The sequence below is a fragment of the Streptomyces sp. NPDC021622 genome (assembly GCF_040640795.1).
Lineage (GTDB): Bacteria > Actinomycetota > Actinomycetes > Streptomycetales > Streptomycetaceae > Streptomyces.
Map to the genome: position 1 here is coordinate 51,483 of NZ_JBFACK010000010.1, position 17,041 is coordinate 68,523.

General features: G+C 70.7%; 14 protein-coding genes. 2 read left to right on the forward strand and 12 right to left on the reverse strand.

Features of this window, described 5'->3' with window-relative positions:
• Positions 1-59: 59 nt before the first annotated feature.
• Together AB0G47_RS20780 and rpe are read right to left on the reverse strand one after the other, a co-directional pair.
• Positions 60-1,106, reverse strand: coding sequence for a sugar-binding domain-containing protein (locus AB0G47_RS20780; protein ID WP_135329993.1), 1,047 nt, complete (start codon positions 1,104-1,106; stop codon positions 60-62).
• A gap of 158 nt (positions 1,107-1,264) precedes the next feature.
• On the reverse strand, positions 1,265-1,951 hold the full coding sequence (gene rpe / locus AB0G47_RS20785) for a ribulose-phosphate 3-epimerase (RefSeq protein WP_360771830.1): 687 nt from the start codon (positions 1,949-1,951) through the stop codon (positions 1,265-1,267).
• A 132-nt stretch (positions 1,952-2,083) separates the two neighbouring features.
• Between rpe and AB0G47_RS20790 the strand changes: the two genes are divergently transcribed.
• A complete protein-coding gene (locus tag AB0G47_RS20790; protein ID WP_360771833.1) occupies positions 2,084-4,288 on the forward strand; it encodes an MMPL family transporter in 2,205 nt (734 codons plus the stop codon).
• Here AB0G47_RS20790 and AB0G47_RS20795 read toward each other — a convergent pair.
• Together AB0G47_RS20795 and fmt are read right to left on the reverse strand one after the other, a co-directional pair.
• On the reverse strand, positions 4,262-5,710 hold the full coding sequence (locus AB0G47_RS20795) for a transcription antitermination factor NusB (RefSeq protein WP_360771836.1): 1,449 nt from the start codon (positions 5,708-5,710) through the stop codon (positions 4,262-4,264). The genes AB0G47_RS20790 and AB0G47_RS20795 overlap by 27 nt on opposite strands.
• Positions 5,711-5,744: 34 nt before the next feature.
• Positions 5,745-6,689, reverse strand: coding sequence for a methionyl-tRNA formyltransferase (gene fmt / locus AB0G47_RS20800; protein WP_360771839.1), 945 nt, complete (start codon positions 6,687-6,689; stop codon positions 5,745-5,747).
• A gap of 269 nt (positions 6,690-6,958) precedes the next feature.
• On the opposite strand from fmt, the gene AB0G47_RS20805 reads away from it, so the two are divergent.
• Positions 6,959-7,534, forward strand: a complete 576-nt coding sequence (locus AB0G47_RS20805; RefSeq protein WP_360771842.1) for a hypothetical protein — start codon at positions 6,959-6,961, stop codon at positions 7,532-7,534.
• Positions 7,535-8,018: 484 nt separating this feature from the next.
• On the opposite strand, the gene AB0G47_RS20810 is transcribed toward AB0G47_RS20805, so the two are convergent.
• The 8 genes from AB0G47_RS20810 to AB0G47_RS20845 all read right to left on the reverse strand — a co-directional run bounded on the left by AB0G47_RS20810 (position 8,019) and on the right by AB0G47_RS20845 (position 17,005).
• Positions 8,019-10,178, reverse strand: a complete 2,160-nt coding sequence (locus tag AB0G47_RS20810) for a primosomal protein N' (RefSeq protein ID WP_360771845.1) — start codon at positions 10,176-10,178, stop codon at positions 8,019-8,021.
• Positions 10,179-10,534: 356 nt separating this feature from the next.
• On the reverse strand, positions 10,535-11,743 hold the full coding sequence (gene metK / locus AB0G47_RS20815) for a methionine adenosyltransferase (protein ID WP_360771847.1): 1,209 nt from the start codon (positions 11,741-11,743) through the stop codon (positions 10,535-10,537).
• Between the two features lie 357 nt (positions 11,744-12,100).
• A complete protein-coding gene (gene coaBC / locus AB0G47_RS20820) occupies positions 12,101-13,306 on the reverse strand; it encodes a bifunctional phosphopantothenoylcysteine decarboxylase/phosphopantothenate--cysteine ligase CoaBC (protein ID WP_266869027.1) in 1,206 nt (401 codons plus the stop codon).
• 119 nt (positions 13,307-13,425) lie between these two features.
• Positions 13,426-13,698, reverse strand: a complete 273-nt coding sequence (gene rpoZ / locus AB0G47_RS20825; protein WP_005319902.1) for a DNA-directed RNA polymerase subunit omega — start codon at positions 13,696-13,698, stop codon at positions 13,426-13,428.
• 70 nt (positions 13,699-13,768) lie between these two features.
• On the reverse strand, positions 13,769-14,362 hold the full coding sequence (gene gmk / locus AB0G47_RS20830) for a guanylate kinase (protein ID WP_360771851.1): 594 nt from the start codon (positions 14,360-14,362) through the stop codon (positions 13,769-13,771).
• 38 nt (positions 14,363-14,400) lie between these two features.
• Positions 14,401-14,727, reverse strand: coding sequence for an integration host factor (locus AB0G47_RS20835; protein ID WP_055698939.1), 327 nt, complete (start codon positions 14,725-14,727; stop codon positions 14,401-14,403).
• A 320-nt stretch (positions 14,728-15,047) separates the two neighbouring features.
• Positions 15,048-15,893 carry an orotidine-5'-phosphate decarboxylase gene (gene pyrF / locus AB0G47_RS20840; RefSeq protein WP_360772419.1) on the reverse strand — a complete coding sequence of 282 codons (846 nt, stop codon included), beginning with the start codon at positions 15,891-15,893 and terminating at the stop codon, positions 15,048-15,050.
• Between the two features lie 5 nt (positions 15,894-15,898).
• A complete protein-coding gene (locus tag AB0G47_RS20845; protein WP_360771855.1) occupies positions 15,899-17,005 on the reverse strand; it encodes a quinone-dependent dihydroorotate dehydrogenase in 1,107 nt (368 codons plus the stop codon).
• Positions 17,006-17,041 lie beyond the last annotated feature (36 nt).

The following is a 17,041-nucleotide window of genomic DNA, read 5'->3' on the forward strand; positions in this document are numbered from 1 at the left end:
CTGTGACATGTGCGGCTCCGCCGCGTGGGCGCGACAAGCCCCCACAACCCGCAGCTAAATCAACTACCGTCCGGATCCGCCCGATCCAACGCAGGATGCGGCGTCGGCCCCATGACCAACAACTGATCGGCGGCAGCGGTATCCGTGACGAGGCTGGTCACGAGCCCCGAACGCAGCACCGCGTCAATGGCAGCAGCCTTCCGCTGCCCACCCGCAATGGCGACAACCTCAGGAATCCGCCGAAGCCGGTCCGCCTCGACGGTGATGCACCGCTCCCCCAGGTCCCGCCCCACCCGACGCCCCTCGGCGTCGAAAAGGTGCGCGGACATCTCCGCGGCCACACCCAGCGAGGCGTAATGCGCACGCTCCTCGTCGGACAGCATGTCGTGCACCGTCGAGATACCGGGCTCCCAGGAGCCGATGGAGACGGCGGCGACGGTGACCTTGTCGAAGTACTCAAACGCCCGCGCGATCCCGGTCTGGTTCCGCAGCGCGGCGGCCGTGGCCGGGTCGGGAAGCAGCATCGGCGCGTAGATCGGGTGGGCCTCGCCGCCGGAGACCTGCGCGGCCCGCCGCACGGCCTCGACCGAACCGCGCTCGGCGGTCCCTGCGTCGTACACACCCGTCAACTGCACGACCGTGCACGGCGGCAGCTGATCGAGCGCGGCCGCCATGTGGATGGTCGAGCGGCCCCACGCGAGGCCGAGCACATCGCCCTCGGTGACCAGCTCGCCGAGCAGATCGGCCGCGACCTCGCCGAGGTTCTCGGGGTCGGGGGAATCGTCGATCTCCTCGGTGGGAGCCGGCGACTCCACGACGACCGCGTGCCGCAGGCCGTAGCGGGCGCGCAGCGCGTCCGAGCGCTCCGCGTCCAGCTCCGCGGGCACACGGATCTCGATCCGTACGAGATCACGCTCGAGCGCGGTCTCCAGGACCCGGGCCACCTTGAAGCGGCTTACGCCGAACTCCTCCGCGATCTGGATCTTGGACTTGCCCTCGAGATAGAAGCGGCGGGCCATGGCCGCCGCCTGCACCAGCTCCGCGGGTCCCATCCGCATGGCTGACCGGCCGCCCGTCGACACGACGATCTCCTCACTGTCATTCACTCAATTGTCGTTCACACATTCACACGCATTTCTGCGGCTTCACGAGTGTTGCTGCGGTTTCGAGCGCGTTGCCGCAGCGCAACCTGGGTTCGCCGTTCATCCTTGCAGATCCGGCGTGCTTGATCAGCCCTGAAGGACTGCGTTCACGTTCCCGTGGCTCAGTGGCCGCATGCCCATGCGGCCGCCGCGGACGCGTCCGCCGCTTGGCTGCGCAATGCACGTACCGCCGCTGCCGGGTCCTTCGCGCCGTAGACGGCCGAACCGGCGACGAAGACGTCGGCTCCCGCGTCGGCGCAGCGCTCGATCGTCGCGGCCGAGACGCCGCCGTCCACCTGGAGCCAGAGCTCGAGACCGTGCTTGCTGATCAACTCGCGGGTCCGGCGAATCTTCGGCAGCATGATGTCGAGGAACGCCTGACCACCGAAACCCGGCTCGACCGTCATGATCAGCAACATGTCGAGTTCGGGGAGCAGATCCTCGTACGGCTCGATGGGCGTCGCGGGCTTCAGCGCCATGGAGGCGCGGGCGCCCTTGGCGCGGATCTCACGGGCCAGGCGGACGGGCGCGGCAGCCGCCTCCGCGTGAAAGGTGACGGATCCGGCGCCCGCTTCGACGTACTGGGGAGCCCAGCGATCGGGGTCCTCGATCATCAGATGGCAGTCCAGCGGCGTGTCCGTCGCACGGGCCAAAGACTCTACGACCGGCACCCCCAGGGTGAGGTTAGGGACGAAGTGGTTGTCCATGACGTCGACATGGAGCCAGTCGGCACCTTCGACCGCCTTTGCCTCCTCGGCAAGACGGGCGAAATCCGCGGACAGGATGCTGGGGTTGATCTGCACGGCCATGCCCCAAGCCTGCCATGCCCGGCGCCCGTTGCTCACCGCCGTCCGTAGCGTGGGCCGAGAGACCCTCTTGACCAAGGACCGCGTGCCATGCTGGGCGGTCCACCGGCACGACGTGGGGCAGCGGGGGTAGCCATGCCGGACGAGCGGACGGACAAGCAGCCGGGAGTACAGCCGGAAGGACAGCGCCAGGCAGGCCGCGGTGTGGCCTGGCTGGTGTGCGGGAAGCGCACCAAGTGGCTTGTGGTGCTGTTCTGGCTGGTGGTGATCGTCGTCGCGGCACCTCTCGCCCAGAAGCTCACGGACGCCCAGGACAACCAGGCCTCGTCCTGGCTGCCCGGCTCCGCCGAGTCCACCCAAGTCCTGGAAATCTCCGAGGACTTCAGGCCGGAGCAGATTCCCGCGGTCGTCGTGTACGCCCGTGAGGGCGGCCTGACCGCGCAGGACCGCGCGCAGATCGCCAAGGACGTCAGCGAGCTCAAGCAGCTGAGCGACCACGGCATCCGCGGCGCGGAGACCCGCGGCCCCGTCTTCGACACCAAGGACCCGAACAGCGCCGAGGCGGCCCAGATCTTCGTACCCATCACGATGGACGAGAAGGGCTGGGAGCGGATCGGGCCCGCCGTCGACTCCATCCGCGAGGACGTGGGCGAGGGTTCGGACGGGCTCGCGGTGCACATCACCGGGCCGGGCGGTACGTCGGCGGACTTCTCCGAGGCGTTCGAGGGCATCGACTCGACCCTGCTGCTCGCGGCGGGCGCCGTCGTCATCGTGATCCTGCTGGTCACCTACCGCAGTCCGATCCTGCTCCTCGTGCCACTGATCTCCGTGATCGTCTCGCTGTTCGCCGCGCAGGCGCTGATCTACCTCCTGGCGGAGTACGGCGGCCTGACGGTCAACGGCCAGAGCGCCGGCATCCTCACCGTGCTCGTCTTCGGCGCGGGGACGGACTATGCCCTGCTCCTGGTCGCCCGGTACCGCGAGGAGCTGCGCCGCCACGACGACCGGCACGAGGCGATGCAGCTCGCGCTGCACCGGGCGGGGCCCGCGGTCATCGCGTCGGGCGCCACGGTCGTCCTGAGCATGCTTGTCCTGCTGACCGCCGACATGAACTCGACGCGAGGCCTCGGCCCCGTCGCGGCCATCGGCGTCGCGGTCGCCCTGCTCGCGATGCTGTCGCTCTTCCCCGCCCTTCTGGTGGTCTGCGGCCGGTGGCTGTTCTGGCCGCTGATCCCGCACGTGGGCTCGGACGAACCCACCGAGCACGGCGTCTGGGCCCGCACGGGCCGCCGTATCGCCCACCGGCCGCGGCTGACCTGGACGGTCACGGCGGTGGCCCTGGCGGCGATGGCGTTCGGTCTGACGCAGCTGCGGGCCGAGGGGCTCAGCAACGCGGACTCGTTCACGGAGAAGCCCGACTCGATCGTGGGCCAGGAGGTGCAGGCCGAGTACTTCCCCGCGGGCAGCGGCGACCCACTGGTGATCGTGGCGAACACCGGCCAGGGCGAGGAGGTGGGCCGCGCCGTAGCAGCGACCCGCGGCGTCGACCCGGCGAGCATCGGCGTGCCACCGGGGTCGAAGGCGGAGGCCGAAGGCCGGGTCCTGTTCGAGGCGACCCCGACCGACCCGGCCGACAGCGAGGCCGCCAAGCAGACCGTGGAGCGGGTCCGCGACGCGGTGCACGCGGTGCCCGACGCGGACGCGATGGTGGGCGGCGGCACGGCCGCCCTGCTCGACATGGACACCGCGACCACCCACGACAACAAGCTGGTCATCCCGCTCGTCCTGGTGGTCGTCCTGATGATCCTCTGCGTGCTGCTGCGGGCCCTTGTCGCCCCGCTGCTGCTGATCGGGACGGTCGTGCTGTCCTTCTCCGCCGCGCTGGGCCTCAGTGCGCTCGCCTTCCGGTACATCTTCGACTACGCGGGCGAGTCGACGGACTTCCCGCTCTTCGTCTTCGTGTTCCTGGTGGCGCTCGGCATCGACTACAACATCTTCCTGTCGACCCGTATCCGTGAGGAAGCGGGACGCCAGGGCAACCGTGCGGGCGTGCTGACGGGCCTCGCCGCGACCGGCGCGGTGATCACATCGGCCGGCCTCGTCCTCGCGGGCACCTTCGCCGCGCTCGGCACGCTCCCGATGGTGGCGTTCGCCGAGATCGGCTTCGCGGTCGCACTCGGCGTCCTGCTCGACACCTTCGTCGTGCGGTCCGTCCTGGTCACCGCGTTGTTCCTGGACGTGGGCCCGAAGGTGTGGTGGCCGCATCCGCTGAGCAAGGACCCGGCGGCCCCTGCTCAGGCGGCGGAAGCAGGCTCAGGCGGTGCGCCGGATCAGCGCTAGGTACATCGCGTCCGTGCCGTGCAGATGCGGCCACAGCTGGATGTCGGGCCCGTCGCCCAGCGCCGGGACGCCGGGCAACAGCGGGCGCGCGTCGATGAGTTCGGCACCCGCGGCACCCTCAAGGTGCTTCAGTACGTCGTCCACGACGGCACGCGTCTCCGCCAGATGCGGTGAACAGGTCGCGTAGCCGACGACGCCGCCGACGCGCACGGACTCCAACGCCGTGCGCAGCAGCCCCCGTTGCAGCGGTGCGAAGCCGTCGAGGTCCTCTGGGCGGCGCCGCCAGCGTGCTTCAGGGCGGCGGCGCAGGGCGCCGAGTCCGGTGCAGGGCACGTCCATCAGGACCCGATCGAAGGTGCCGGGCTGCCACGGCGGCCGGGTGCCGTCGGCGGCGATGACCTGATACGGGCCAGGGTTGCCGCGCAGCGCCTGCGCGACGAGGCGGGCCCGGTGCGGCTGCTTCTCGGCGGCGAGCAGGGCCGCACCGCGCTGCGTGGCGAGACCGGCGAGCATGGCGGCCTTGCCGCCGGGACCGGCACAGCCGTCAAGCCACTTCTCGTCGCGCCCCTCCAGCGGAGCGTTCGCAAGTGCGATGGCGACCAGCTGGCTGCCCTCGTCCTGGACGCCCGCGTTCCCCTCGCGCACGGCCCCGATCGCGCCGGGCTCGCCGCCCTCGCTGAGCCGCACGGCATACGGCGACCAGCGGCCCGGCAGCGCGGACTCCTCGCCGACGGAGTCGAGCAGTTCGTCGGCGGTGGAGCGGCCGGGGCGGGCCACGAGCGTCACCTCGGGCCGTTCATTGTCGGCCTCGAGCAGGTCCTCGATCCCGGCGCGCCCGCCGCCCAGCGAGTCCCAGAGCGCCGAGACGACCCAGCGGGGGTGCGAGTGGACGACGGCGAGATGGTCCTCGGCGTCCTCGTCGTAGGGCGGCGCGACCTTCTCCAGCCACCCGTCGAGATCGTCGGCGGCGACCTTGCGAAGCACCGCGTTGACGAACTTGGCCCGCCCGTCGCCGAGGACGACGCGCGCGAGCTCGACGGAGGCGGAGACCGCGGCGTGCGTCGGGATACGCGTCCCGAGCAGCTGATGCACCCCCATGTTCAGCACATCAAGGACCGGCGGGTCGACCTCCCGCAGCGGCCGGTCGATGCAGGCCGCCACGATCGCGTCGTACGTTCCCTGCCTGCGCAGCGTGCCGTAGACCAACTCGGTGGCGAGCGCCGCGTCACGCGCGTCGAAGTCACCCTTGTCCCGTGCCTTGCGCAGCAGCGGCGGCAGGACAAGATTCGCGTACGCATCGCGTTCGTCCACGGCCCGCAGCGCCTCGAAGGCGAGGAATCGGACGGGGTCCTTCTTGGGACGGCGATGGGGCTTGCCGGGCTTCCCCTGCTTACGGGGAGGCCGGCCTGGCTGGTCGTTCAAAGGTGCTCCGCTGATGGTGATGAGGCGTATTCGTTCAGCCTACGTCGGTGGCGCCGACCCGCTCGCCCGGGGCGATCCGCACCCCGCGCGCCCAGTCCGCGCCGCGCATCGGCTTCTTGCCCTGCGGCTGGACCCAGAGCAGCTCCACGGCGTGCGAACCGGAGCCGACGTACACGTTGTTCTTGGCGGCGAAGAGCTCACCGGGCGCCAGGTCGGTGCGGTCCGGGGCGAGCGCGGCCTGGATGATCTTCAGCCGCTCCTCGCGGAAGACGGTCCAGGCGCCGGGCGCGGGCGTGCAGCCGCGCACCACGCGGTCGACGCGCAGAGCCGGGGCCGCCCAGTCCACCTCGGCGTCCTCGACGGTGATCTTCGGCGCGAGGGTGACGCCCTCGGCGGGCTGCGGCACGGCCTTCAGGGTGCCGTCCTCGATGCCGTCCATGGTGGCGGCGAGCAGCCCCGCGCCCGCGAAGGCGAGGCGGGTGAGCAGGTCACCGCTGGTGTCGGTGGGCCGGACGACCTCGGTGACGGTCCCGTACACCGGCCCGGAGTCGAGCCCCTTCTCGATCAGGAAGGTGGAAGCACCCGTGATCTCGTCCCCCGCCATCAGCGCCTGCTGCACGGGCGCGGCGCCGCGCCAGGCGGGCAGCAGCGAGAAGTGCAGATTGACCCAGCCGCGGGCCGGCACGTCCAGGGCCACCTGGGGCAGCAGCGCGCCGTACGCCACCACGGGGCAGCAGTCGGGCGCGATCTCCCGCAACCGCGCCAGAAACGCTTCGTCACGCGGCTTCACGGGCTTGAGGACCTCGATGCCGGCTTCCTCCGCGCGCTGCGCGACCGGGCTCGCGACGAGCCTGCGGCCGCGGCCCGCCGGGGCGTCGGGGCGCGTGACGACGGCGGCCACCTCGTGCCGGCCGGAGGCGATCAGGGCGTCCAGGGCGGGGACGGCGACTTCGGGGGTGCCTGCGAAGACGAGCTTCATCGGTGGCTGTCGGCCTCTCGGGCGGGAACGTGACGGGAGCGCACCAGTCTATGAGCCGCGCTCCCTGGCCGCTCGCCTCGGGGCGCCCGCCCGGGCCTGGCCGTTCCCCTCCCGGGGGCGTACGCATGGACGCGCGCCCTGTGCATATGCGCATACGCCCCTGCACCGTGACCCCACACGAGCTAGCGCGTTGGTCAAGAAAGAGTTGACCACAGTGGGCCGCGGATGCGGCCCGAATCCTTTTCAACGCCGGTTCGAGAGGCTTGTTCATGGCCGACCACGCAACCCACGACGCCCAGGCACGGGCCAGCCTGCACCTCCTGGTGCGGGACATCGAGCGGGTCCGCCGGCAGGTGGACGCACTGCGTACCCTCACCGCCCAGCTCGGCAACGTCTACCGCCCGCGCCGCTCCAGCCCGTCCGCGGGCTTCGTCGTGTACGGGCGGGCCCCCGCCCCGACCGTCCGCCTCGCCCAGGAACTGCGGGACAGCGTCGAGACGCTGGTCACCGCGGCAGTGGACTTCGACCGCTCGCTGGGCTTCTCGTGGGACGCGGTGGGCTCGGCCCTCGGGGTCACCAAGCAGGCGGTGCACCGCCGTTACGGAGCTCGCAGGGCCACGACGCAGGCGGCGGCCGAGGCGGAGCGCGCTACCGAGGCAGCACCGTCAACCGCGGCGGCGGCTGCGGCCGCGACCGCCCGGCCACCGGTCCCGGTCGGCGCACCGCTTCCCTCGGTGCCTTCGGTCCCCGCGGCCCGCGCGATGCCGACCCAGCCGACGGCAGGCAGCCCCGCCCTCCGAGAAGACCCCCGCCCCCCAGCCTTCCCCAGCCCCCGCAACGGCTAGCCCGTACCTGACACTTAGCTGCCTCCCCCCCTTCCAAGGGCGGGGGGCAGCGCTATGCGGGACCTCTACCGCGCCTGGCACAACGCCGCTACGCACGCACCCGGCGCCTCTTGCTGCGCCCCCGACCAACTGGCCGCCCCGTTGCGGCCAGCCGGTTCCGCACACCCAGGGCAACCGGCCGCCCCCATTGCGGGCAGGCGCTCCGCACACCCAGGCCGACCGGCTGCCCCCGTGGTGGGCAGCCGTTCCGCACACCACCCCCACCCTCAACAATTCCGCCGCCCTCGTTGTGGGCAGGCGTTCCGCACGGCGGGTGGGGTCTCCCCTGCTCGAGCGAAGCCGAGAGCTTGGGGAAGGGTGAGCACAACGCACAACCGCCGGGCCCCAACACAACAAGGCGGCAAGCACCGGCACAACACCGCGCACCCCACGCCGGAGGCGAGGCCCGCCGCAGGCGAGACGACCGCGGCGAGGACAGCAGGGCCTAGCCGATATCCAACGGGTCCACCCGAATCCGCACAGGCTCCGCCGCCCCGCGGGCCATCCGCCCCGCCTGCGCCACCTTCAGCGAAGCGGCAAGCGCGGCCCCACTCCCCGGCGGCACCCGAATCAACACCCGCTCCCAAGCCTCCCCCACAGGCGCACCCCCAGCCCGACGCCCACCCCCCGGCACCGCCTCACGCACCGGAACAGGCCCCAACACAACCGCATCCGCCGGAAGTTCAACCCCCGCGAGAAAGGCGGAAAGCACCTCCGGCGCCCCGGACACCGCAGCCATCCGTGACACCGGCGGAAACCCCAGCTCCGCCCGCTCCGCAAGCTCCCGCACCGCATGCCCCACGGGATCCCACCGCACCAACGCCTGCACAGGCCGCAGCGTCGGCTCGGCGACGACCACCACCGTGCCGCCCGCGCCCTGCGGACGCACGAGGGCCGATGCCCCGATCCACCGGCGCAGCGCCTCCTCCCCCGCCCGGAGATCGGGCCGCCCGAGCATGGCCCACCCGTCGAGCAGCAGAGCGGCGGCGTAACCGCCCTCGGCAACGGGCTCGGCCCCCGGAGTACTCACCACGAGCGCCGGCGCCCCCGGCACCGTATCGAGCACCTGCTCACGCCCCGACGTCCGCACCGGCACGGCCGGGAACGCCCGGCCCAACTCCTCGGCGGTCCGCCGCGCCCCCACGACCTGCGCCCGCAGCCGGAACCCGCCGCACGAGGAACAGTGCCAATGCCCCTCCTCACGCCCGCACCACCCGCACGCGAGGACTCCGGTCGCCTCCCGTGCCTCCAACGGCCCGGCACACTGCCGGCAGCGGGCGGGCTCCCGACACCGCTGGCAGGCGAGGCGCGGGACATAGCCACGCCGCGGCACCTGCACGAGCACGGGGCCGTCGCGCAGCGCGGTGCGTGCGATCTCCCAGGCGAGACTGGGCAGCCGAGCGGCCCTCGCCGCCTCGTCCCGGGCCAGATCATGATCACCGACGGTCCGTACGAGCGGAGCGACCCGCCGCACTTCCTCCCGTGGTGCGGCCAGCGCAGCGGCCCACCCGCTGCGCACCAGCTGCGCGGCTTCGACAGTGCACGTCCAATTCCCTGACAGGAAGGCGCACTTGTCCCGGGAGGTCCGCAACTCCAGCACCTCCCTGACATGCGGGAAAGGAGCGTTGTCGTCACTGTGATGGGCGTCCCCGTCGTCCCAGATGACGACAAGACCCAGATTCCGTACGGGAGCGAACATCGCGGCCCGCGTCCCCACCACCGCTCGCACGGCACCGCGCCGCACCGCGAGCCACTCCTGGTAGCGGCTCTGCTGACCTGCGTCGGCGGTCAGCAGCGCATGCTGCCCCGGGCCCAACAGGTCCCGCAGCGCCTGATCGACTCTCGCCGCCAACCGCACCGTCGGCACCACGACCAGGGCCCCCCGCCCCGACGCCAGCGTCGCCTGCACGGCCCGCCCGATCTCCGCGGCCCACTCGGGTCCCGGCAACGCCGTCCACACGGCACGTGGCGCACCGCCCGAAGCCAACGCGGCGAGGAAGTCAGGACCCCGCTCGTACCGCCTCCACGAACCAGGGTCGGGGGCCGCGGGCGGCGCCGGCGGCTCCGGAAACTCCCGCGCCTCGGCCTTCGCGTGCCGCGGCGGTATCGCCAGCTGCAGCACATCCGCAAGGCTCCCCGCGTACCGATCGGCTACAGCCCGAGCAAGCCCCAACAACTCCGCATCGAGCACAGGCTCAGGCGAAACGACCTGCGCCAGGGCGGCCAAAGGCCCGGAGTAATCCGACTCGGCAACCCGCTCCACAAGAAACCCGTCGATCAACCCCCCACCCTCACGCCGCCCGCCCCGCACATTGCGCGCCCCGGCCCCGAACCGCACCCGCACCCGCACCCCGGGCTGCGCCTGCTCATCCAATTCCTCGGGCACGGCATAGTCGAAGTACCGATCGAGATGCAGCACCCCTTTGTCGACGAGAACCCGCGCCACGGGCAACTCCTTGGCCACCGCGGCCCCCCGCCACGTCCGCGGCTTGGCCCGCGGCACCTTGGCCTTGCGCACACTGTCCCGAATCAACGCAAGCTGCTCGGGCTCAGGCACCCCACCTTCGGCACCCTCACCCACACCCGACCCGTTCTCCCTGCTCACAGCTGCATTCCTACCAGACCGCACTGACACCGCCGGGCGCCCGAGATCAAGCCGGCCGCGGATCACGAACGCCACCAAGGGCGCTTCTGCCATCGCCCACTCGGCCATACCGATCGAAGACCGGCAGCAGGATTCGAACCTGCGAGGGAGTCATCTCCCGGAAGTACCCGCAACCATCGCACCGGGCGCCTCGACAGTCAGTTCTCCCAGGACTGGGAGAGCACCACCCTACGAAGCACCGAACCGGCCGCGCCAACCCATTCCCTCCGCGCCGGGCCCACCACCGGGTACCCGCCGACGACGAAGGCCCGGCCCTCCCGAAGGAGAGCCGGGCCCAGAGCCTTGAAGCGCGAGCCTTACAGCCCCGCAGCCTTCCGCAACGCCTCGACCCGGTCCGTCCGCTCCCACGTGAAGTCGGGAATCGCGCGGCCGAAGTGGCCGTACGCCGCGGTCTGGGCGTAGATCGGGCGGAGCAGGTCCAGGTCGCGGATGATCGCGGCCGGGCGGAGGTCGAAGACCTCGGCGATGGCGGCCTCGATCTTGTCGGTGTCGACCGTGGCCGTGCCGAAGGTCTCCACGAACAGGCCCACCGGCTCGGCCTTGCCGATCGCGTAGGCGACCTGGACCTCACAGCGGGCCGCGAGGCCGGCCGCGACGACGTTCTTGGCGACCCAGCGCATCGCGTACGCCGCCGAACGGTCCACCTTCGACGGGTCCTTGCCGGAGAAGGCGCCGCCGCCGTGACGGGCCATGCCGCCGTACGTATCGATGATGATCTTGCGGCCGGTGAGGCCGGCGTCGCCCATCGGGCCGCCGATCTCGAAGCGTCCTGTCGGGTTGACCAGGAGGCGGTAGCCCTCGGTCTCCAGCTTGATGCCGTCCTCGAGGAGGGCCTTCAGCTCGGGCTCGACCACGAACTCGCGGATGTCGGGGGCCAGGAGGGAGTCCAGGTCGATGTCCGAGGCGTGCTGGGACGAGACGACCACCGTGTCCAGGCGGACCGCCTTGTCGCCGTCGTACTCGATGGTGACCTGGGTCTTGCCGTCCGGCCGGAGGTAAGGGATCGTGCCGTTCTTGCGGACCTCGGACAGGCGGCGCGACAGGCGGTGCGCGAGGTGGATCGGGAGCGGCATCAGCTCCGGCGTCTCGTCGCACGCGTAGCCGAACATCAGGCCCTGGTCGCCCGCGCCCTGCTTGTCGAGCTCGTCCTCATCGCCCTCGACGCGCTTCTCGTACGCCGTGTCGACGCCCTGCGCGATGTCGGGGGACTGCGAACCGATGGACACCGAGACGCCACAGGAGGCGCCGTCGAAGCCCTTCTTCGAGGAGTCGTAACCGATCTCGAGGATCTTCTCGCGCACGAGCTGGGCGATCGGCGCGTAGGCCTTGGTGGTCACCTCGCCGGCGACGTGCACGAGGCCGGTGGTGATCAGCGTCTCCACGGCGACCCGGGACTTCGGGTCCTCCCGCAGAAGCGCGTCGAGAATGGTGTCGCTGATCTGGTCAGCGATCTTGTCGGGGTGACCCTCGGTCACAGACTCCGAGGTGAAGAGACGGCGGGACACATCGCTCCCTGTGGTTGCAGCGGCTGCTGGCTGATCATTGGTGGACGGGCCGAGAGCTGCGCTCGACGTCGTCCGAGACCAGTTTATCGGTCGTACTGGGCCGCCGGACCACGTGTCTCGCCACTTGGGAGCGCTGTGACCTGCGGCACTGCATTGTGCGGTACGACGATCGGTCTCCACCAGAGGGCCTCGCGCCCGAATTTCCCGGGTTTGACGCGCCCAGTGGGGCGAATGTGACATCCGACCTCGGGGTTTGCGCCCCTTGGTCGGAAAGCCGATCCTCTACTGCTTTCTCGAGGTTACGCCCCGACTTCACCAGACGTTCAACGATCACTTCCATCACTGAACGTTCAGCGACTACTTCGTCAGGCGTTCCGCCACCAGATCCCAGACGGTGTCCGCCAGAGCTTCCTTCGGGCCGTACGGCACCGGCGTCTCACTGCCGTCCGCGCCGAGCACGACCGCCTCGTTCTCCTCGGAGCCGAACGTCTTGCGTTCGCCGACCTCGTTGACGACCAGCAGATCGCAGCCCTTGCGCGCCAGCTTGGCGCGGCCGTTGGCGAGGACGTCGTCGGTCTCGGCGGCGAAGCCGACGACCACCTGGCCGGGGCGCGGCCGGTCGCCCGCGATCTCGGCCAGGATGTCGGGGTTGCGGACCAGGGCGATCGGGGCCGGCTCCTGGCCGTCCTTCTTCTTGATCTTCCCGGTCGCGTACGTCTCGGGCCGGAAGTCGGCCACGGCGGCGGCCATCACCACCGCGTCGGCGTCCGCCGCGGCCTTGAGGACCGCCTCGCGGAGCTGGACGGCCGTGCCGACGGGCACGACGTCCACGCCCGCCGGGTCCGGCAGCGCGGCGTTCGCCGAGAGCAGCGTGACCCTGGCTCCCCGGGCGGCCGCGCTGCGCGCGAGCGCGTAGCCCTGCTTGCCGGAAGAGCGGTTGCCGAGGAAGCGGACCGGGTCGAGCGGTTCGCGCGTACCGCCCGCGCTGACCACCACGTGCCGTCCCGTGAGGTCGCGGGCCAGGTCGCCGCGTGCGAGGACACGGCGTACGACCTCGAAGAGCTCGGCGGGCTCGGGGAAGCGGCCCTTGCCCGTGTCCACGCCGGTGAGGCGGCCGACGGCAGGCTCGATGACGAGGGCGCCGCGGCGGCGGAGCGTGGCGACGTTCTCCTGGGTGGCGGGGTGCTCCCACATCTCCGTGTGCATCGCGGGTGCGAAGATCACCGGACAGCGGGCGGTCAGGAGCGTGTTCGTCAGGAGGTCGTCGGCGAGGCCGTGGGCCGCCTTCGCCATCATGTCGGCGGTCGCCGGGGCGACGATGACGACGTCGGCCGCCTGACCGATCCGGACGTGCGGCACCTCGTGGACGGAGTCCCACACCTCGGTCGAGACCGGGTTGCCGGACAGCGCCGACCAGGTCGCGGCCCCCACGAAGTGCAGCGCCGAATCGGTCGGCACGACGCGTACGTCGTGGCCCGACTCGGTCAGCCGCCGCAGCAGCTCACAGGCCTTGTACGCGGCGATCCCGCCACTGACCCCCAGAACGACCTTGGGCTTGCCCACGGTGCCTCCCCGCACTCGGATCCCCGCACTCGGGAACGTACGACTCCATGACACACCACAGGCCCGACAGTCGCGCTGCCGGGCCTGTGGCCAAAGAAATGCTCAGAGAAAACTGATGCCTACTGAGCCGGGCCCTCGATGGCCTCGGACGTCAGCAGACCCGCGTTGATCTCGCGGAGCGCGATCGAGAGCGGCTTCTCGTGGACGTGCGTGTCCACCAGGGGGCCGACGTACTCCAGCAGGCCCTCACCGAGCTGCGAGTAGTACGCGTTGATCTGGCGCGCGCGCTTGGCGGCGTAGATCACGAGGCTGTACTTCGAGTCGGTAGCTTCGAGCAGCTCATCAATCGGCGGGTTGATGATGCCCTCGGGCGCGGTGATGGAAGAGGACACGCTCTGCCTTCCGATGGGGAAATGAAGATCAAACTGTGGTCGAGCCATGATGGTCGAACCGTGGTGAAGATCAAACAACTTTCATCAAGGCTAGCAGCTCACGGGCCACGTCCTCGACGGAGGTATTGACCAGGGTCGTATCGAACTCTTCCTCGGCGGCGAGTTCGGTCTTCGCGGCCTCGAGCCTGCGCTCGATGACCTCGGGCGCCTCGGTCCCGCGGCCGGTGAGCCGGCGGACCAGCTCGTCCCAGCTCGGCGGAGCGAGGAAGACCAGCTGCGCCTCGGGCATCGACTCGCGCACCAGGCGCGCGCCCTGCAGATCGATTTCCAGGAGAACGGGCTCGCCCGCCTCCAGGCGCTCGATCACCGCGGCCCGCGGTGTGCCATAGCGGTTTCCCGCGAACTCGGCCCATTCGAGCAGCTCGCCATTGGCGATCAGCTTGTCCATTTCCTCGTCGGAGACGAAGAAATACTGGACGCCGTGCTTTTCGCCGGGCCGCGGCTTGCGGGTCGTGGCCGAGACCGAGAGCCAGACCTCGGGGTGTTCCTTGCGCATATGAGCGACGACCGTGCTCTTGCCGACCCCGGAGGGGCCGGAGAGCACGGTCAGCCGCGGACGTACGTCCGGGGGCACGGGGGTCGTCCCCCGGGATGTTGCAGCCATGCAGCGATTATCCAGGTTCTCAGGAGTGCCTGAGAACATCAGCCAGCGGCACTGCCGCCGAACTCACGCTCCAGTGATGCGATCTGATTCGAGCCGAGACCGCGCACGCGGCGACTCTCGGAGATGCCAAGACGCTCCATGATCTGCTTGGCGCGGACCTTGCCCACGCCGGGCAGTGACTCCAGGAGGGCGGAGACCTTCATCTTGCCGATGACATCGTTCTCCTGACCCTGCTTGATGACCTCGTGAAGCGAGGCGCCGGAGTGCTTGAGTCGATTCTTGACCTCGGCCCGCTCCCGGCGAGCCGCGGCGGCCTTTTCGAGCGCGGCTGCGCGCTGTTCAGGGGTAAGGGGCGGAAGAGCCACGCCTACGTCACCTCGGATGTCGAACTGTCGGATACGGACCGGTGAGGAACCTAGTCGCCCCACACCTGGTGAGCAACGTGCAACGCGCTTGCCCGTTCGCTCTCGTCGGAGACTAGCGGCCATGGCCGCCAGAGTCAGCGAGAACAGACGAAAAGTCCTGGTCAGCCTCTGTCGAGCCGTACATATCAGGCATTTCGCCCCGGATTTGGCCTGGTGAGCCATCAAGGAAACGCATGCGCCCGTCCCCAGGCGTCCTCCGAGGGCGTAAAAACAGCTCCGCCCCGGCTCCGGAAGTCCGGAACGGGGCGGAGAGAGCGATCTCAGGCAGAAGCGACGGCCGCACGGATCTCGTCCGCGAAACGGGCGGCCGCGTCACGCAGCCCCGCCACGTCGGGACCGTACCGCAGGACCCCGCGGCTGACGCTCGGCACGACATTGCGTACGGACGCCCCGAAGACACCCGGCAGATCCGCGGGCGTGGCCCCCTGAGCCCCGATCCCGGGGGCGAGCAGCGGGCCGTTGATCGCGAGGTCGTAGGAGGACAGGTCCCCCAGGGTCGCCCCGACGACCGCGCCGAAGGACCCCAGCGGCTGCGCGTCGGCGTTCTCGGCGGCCAGGTGCCCCAGCATCGTCGCGCCGACCGTGCGGCCGTCCTCACGCACCGCGTGCTGCACCTCGGCGCCCTCGGGGTTCGAGGTGAGGGCGAGCACGAAGAGGCCCGTGCCGTTCTCACGCGCGAGGTCGACAGCCGGCTTCAGCGAGCCGTAGCCCAGGTAGGGCGAGACGGTGAGGGCGTCGCTGAACAGCGGCGAGTCCTTGTGCAGGAAGGTCTCGGCGTACGCGGCCATCGTCGAGCCGATGTCGCCGCGCTTGGCGTCCATGACCACCAGGGCACCGGCCGCGCGCAGCTCCTGGACCGCCTTCTCCAGTACGGCGATGCCGCGCGACCCGAAGCGCTCGAAGAACGCGCTCTGCGGCTTGAAGACGGCGACGGTCCCGGCGAGCGCCTCGACGACCGTCCCGGTGAACCGCTCCAGGCCCGCGATGTCGTCGTTCAGACCCCATGCGGACAGCAGGGACGCGTGCGGGTCGATGCCGACGCAGAGCGGGCCGCGCTCGTCCATGGCGTGGCGAAGACGCGTACCGAAGGGTTCAAGGACGCTCATGCTGGTCATTCGGGCTTCCTCACGTCGGCGCCGACGGCGTCGGCGAGGGTGGCGTACGGGCTCGCCCCAAGGCGCGCGGCGAGGCCCTTGTGGATCGCGCGGCCCCAGAAAGGCCCTTCGTAGATGAACGCGCTGTAGCCCTGCACCAGGGTGGCGCCGGCGAGGATCCGCTGCCAGGCGTCCTCGGCGTTCTCGATGCCGCCGACGCCCACGAGCGTGATGCGGTCGCCCACGCGCGCGTAGAGGCGGCGCAGGACTTCGAGGGAGCGCTCCTTGAGCGGAGCTCCGGAGAGGCCGCCCGTCTCTCCGTAGAGCGAAGGTTCGGATTGCAAACCGAGTCCTTCGCGGGCGATGGTCGTGTTCGTGGCGATGATGCCGTCCAGGCCGAGCTCGACGGCCAGGTCCGCCACCGCGTCGATGTCCTCGTCCGCCAAGTCGGGGGCGATCTTCACGAGGAGCGGCACGCGCCGCCCGGTGACGCTGCGGTCGGCCGCCTCGCGTACGGCGGTCAGGAGCGGGCGCAGCGACTCCGTGGCCTGGAGGTTGCGCAGGCCGGGGGTGTTCGGGGACGACACGTTGACCACGAGGTAGTCGGCGTGGGCGGCGAGCCGCTCGGTCGACTTCACGTAGTCGCCGGCGGCCTCCTCCTCGGGCACGACCTTGGTCTTGCCGATGTTGACGCCCACGACCGTCTTGAAGACGGCATTGCGGGCGCCCAGGCGCTCGGCCACGGCCGCCGAGCCCTCGTTGTTGAAGCCCATGCGGTTGATCAGCGCCCGGTCCTTGACGAGGCGGAAAAGACGCTTCTTGGGGTTGCCCGGCTGCGGCTCGCCCGTGACCGTGCCGATCTCGATGTGGTCGAAGCCCAGCATCGACATGCCGTCGATCGCGACGGCGTTCTTGTCGAAGCCCGCCGCGAGCCCGAAGGGACCGTGCATCCGCAGCCCGAAGGCCTCGGTGCGCAGCTCCTTGTGGCGCGGCGCGAGGACGGCCGCGACGAAGGTGCGCAGCACGGGGATGCGGGCCGCGAGCCGGATCCAACGGAAGGCCATGTAGTGGGCCTGCTCCGGGTCCATGCGCTTGAAGACGAGGTTGAAGAAGAGTTTGTACATGGAGATGTCCTCACCAGAAGGGGGACACCGGATCGG

What these genes read in the sequence shown, in the direction of transcription:
- AB0G47_RS20845 (WP_360771855.1), bottom strand. Translation starts at nt 17,005, where the DNA reads ATGTACAAACTCTTCTTCAACCTCGTCTTCAAGCGCATGGACCCGGAG.
- gmk (WP_360771851.1), bottom strand. Translation starts at nt 14,362, where the DNA reads ATGGCTGCAACATCCCGGGGGACGACCCCCGTGCCCCCGGACGTACGT.
- fmt (WP_360771839.1), bottom strand. Translation starts at nt 6,689, where the DNA reads ATGAAGCTCGTCTTCGCAGGCACCCCCGAAGTCGCCGTCCCCGCCCTG.
- AB0G47_RS20790 (WP_360771833.1), top strand. Translation starts at nt 2,084, where the DNA reads ATGCCGGACGAGCGGACGGACAAGCAGCCGGGAGTACAGCCGGAAGGA.
- pyrF (WP_360772419.1), bottom strand. Translation starts at nt 15,893, where the DNA reads ATGAGCGTCCTTGAACCCTTCGGTACGCGTCTTCGCCACGCCATGGAC.
- AB0G47_RS20805 (WP_360771842.1), top strand. Translation starts at nt 6,959, where the DNA reads ATGGCCGACCACGCAACCCACGACGCCCAGGCACGGGCCAGCCTGCAC.
- rpe (WP_360771830.1), bottom strand. Translation starts at nt 1,951, where the DNA reads ATGGCCGTGCAGATCAACCCCAGCATCCTGTCCGCGGATTTCGCCCGT.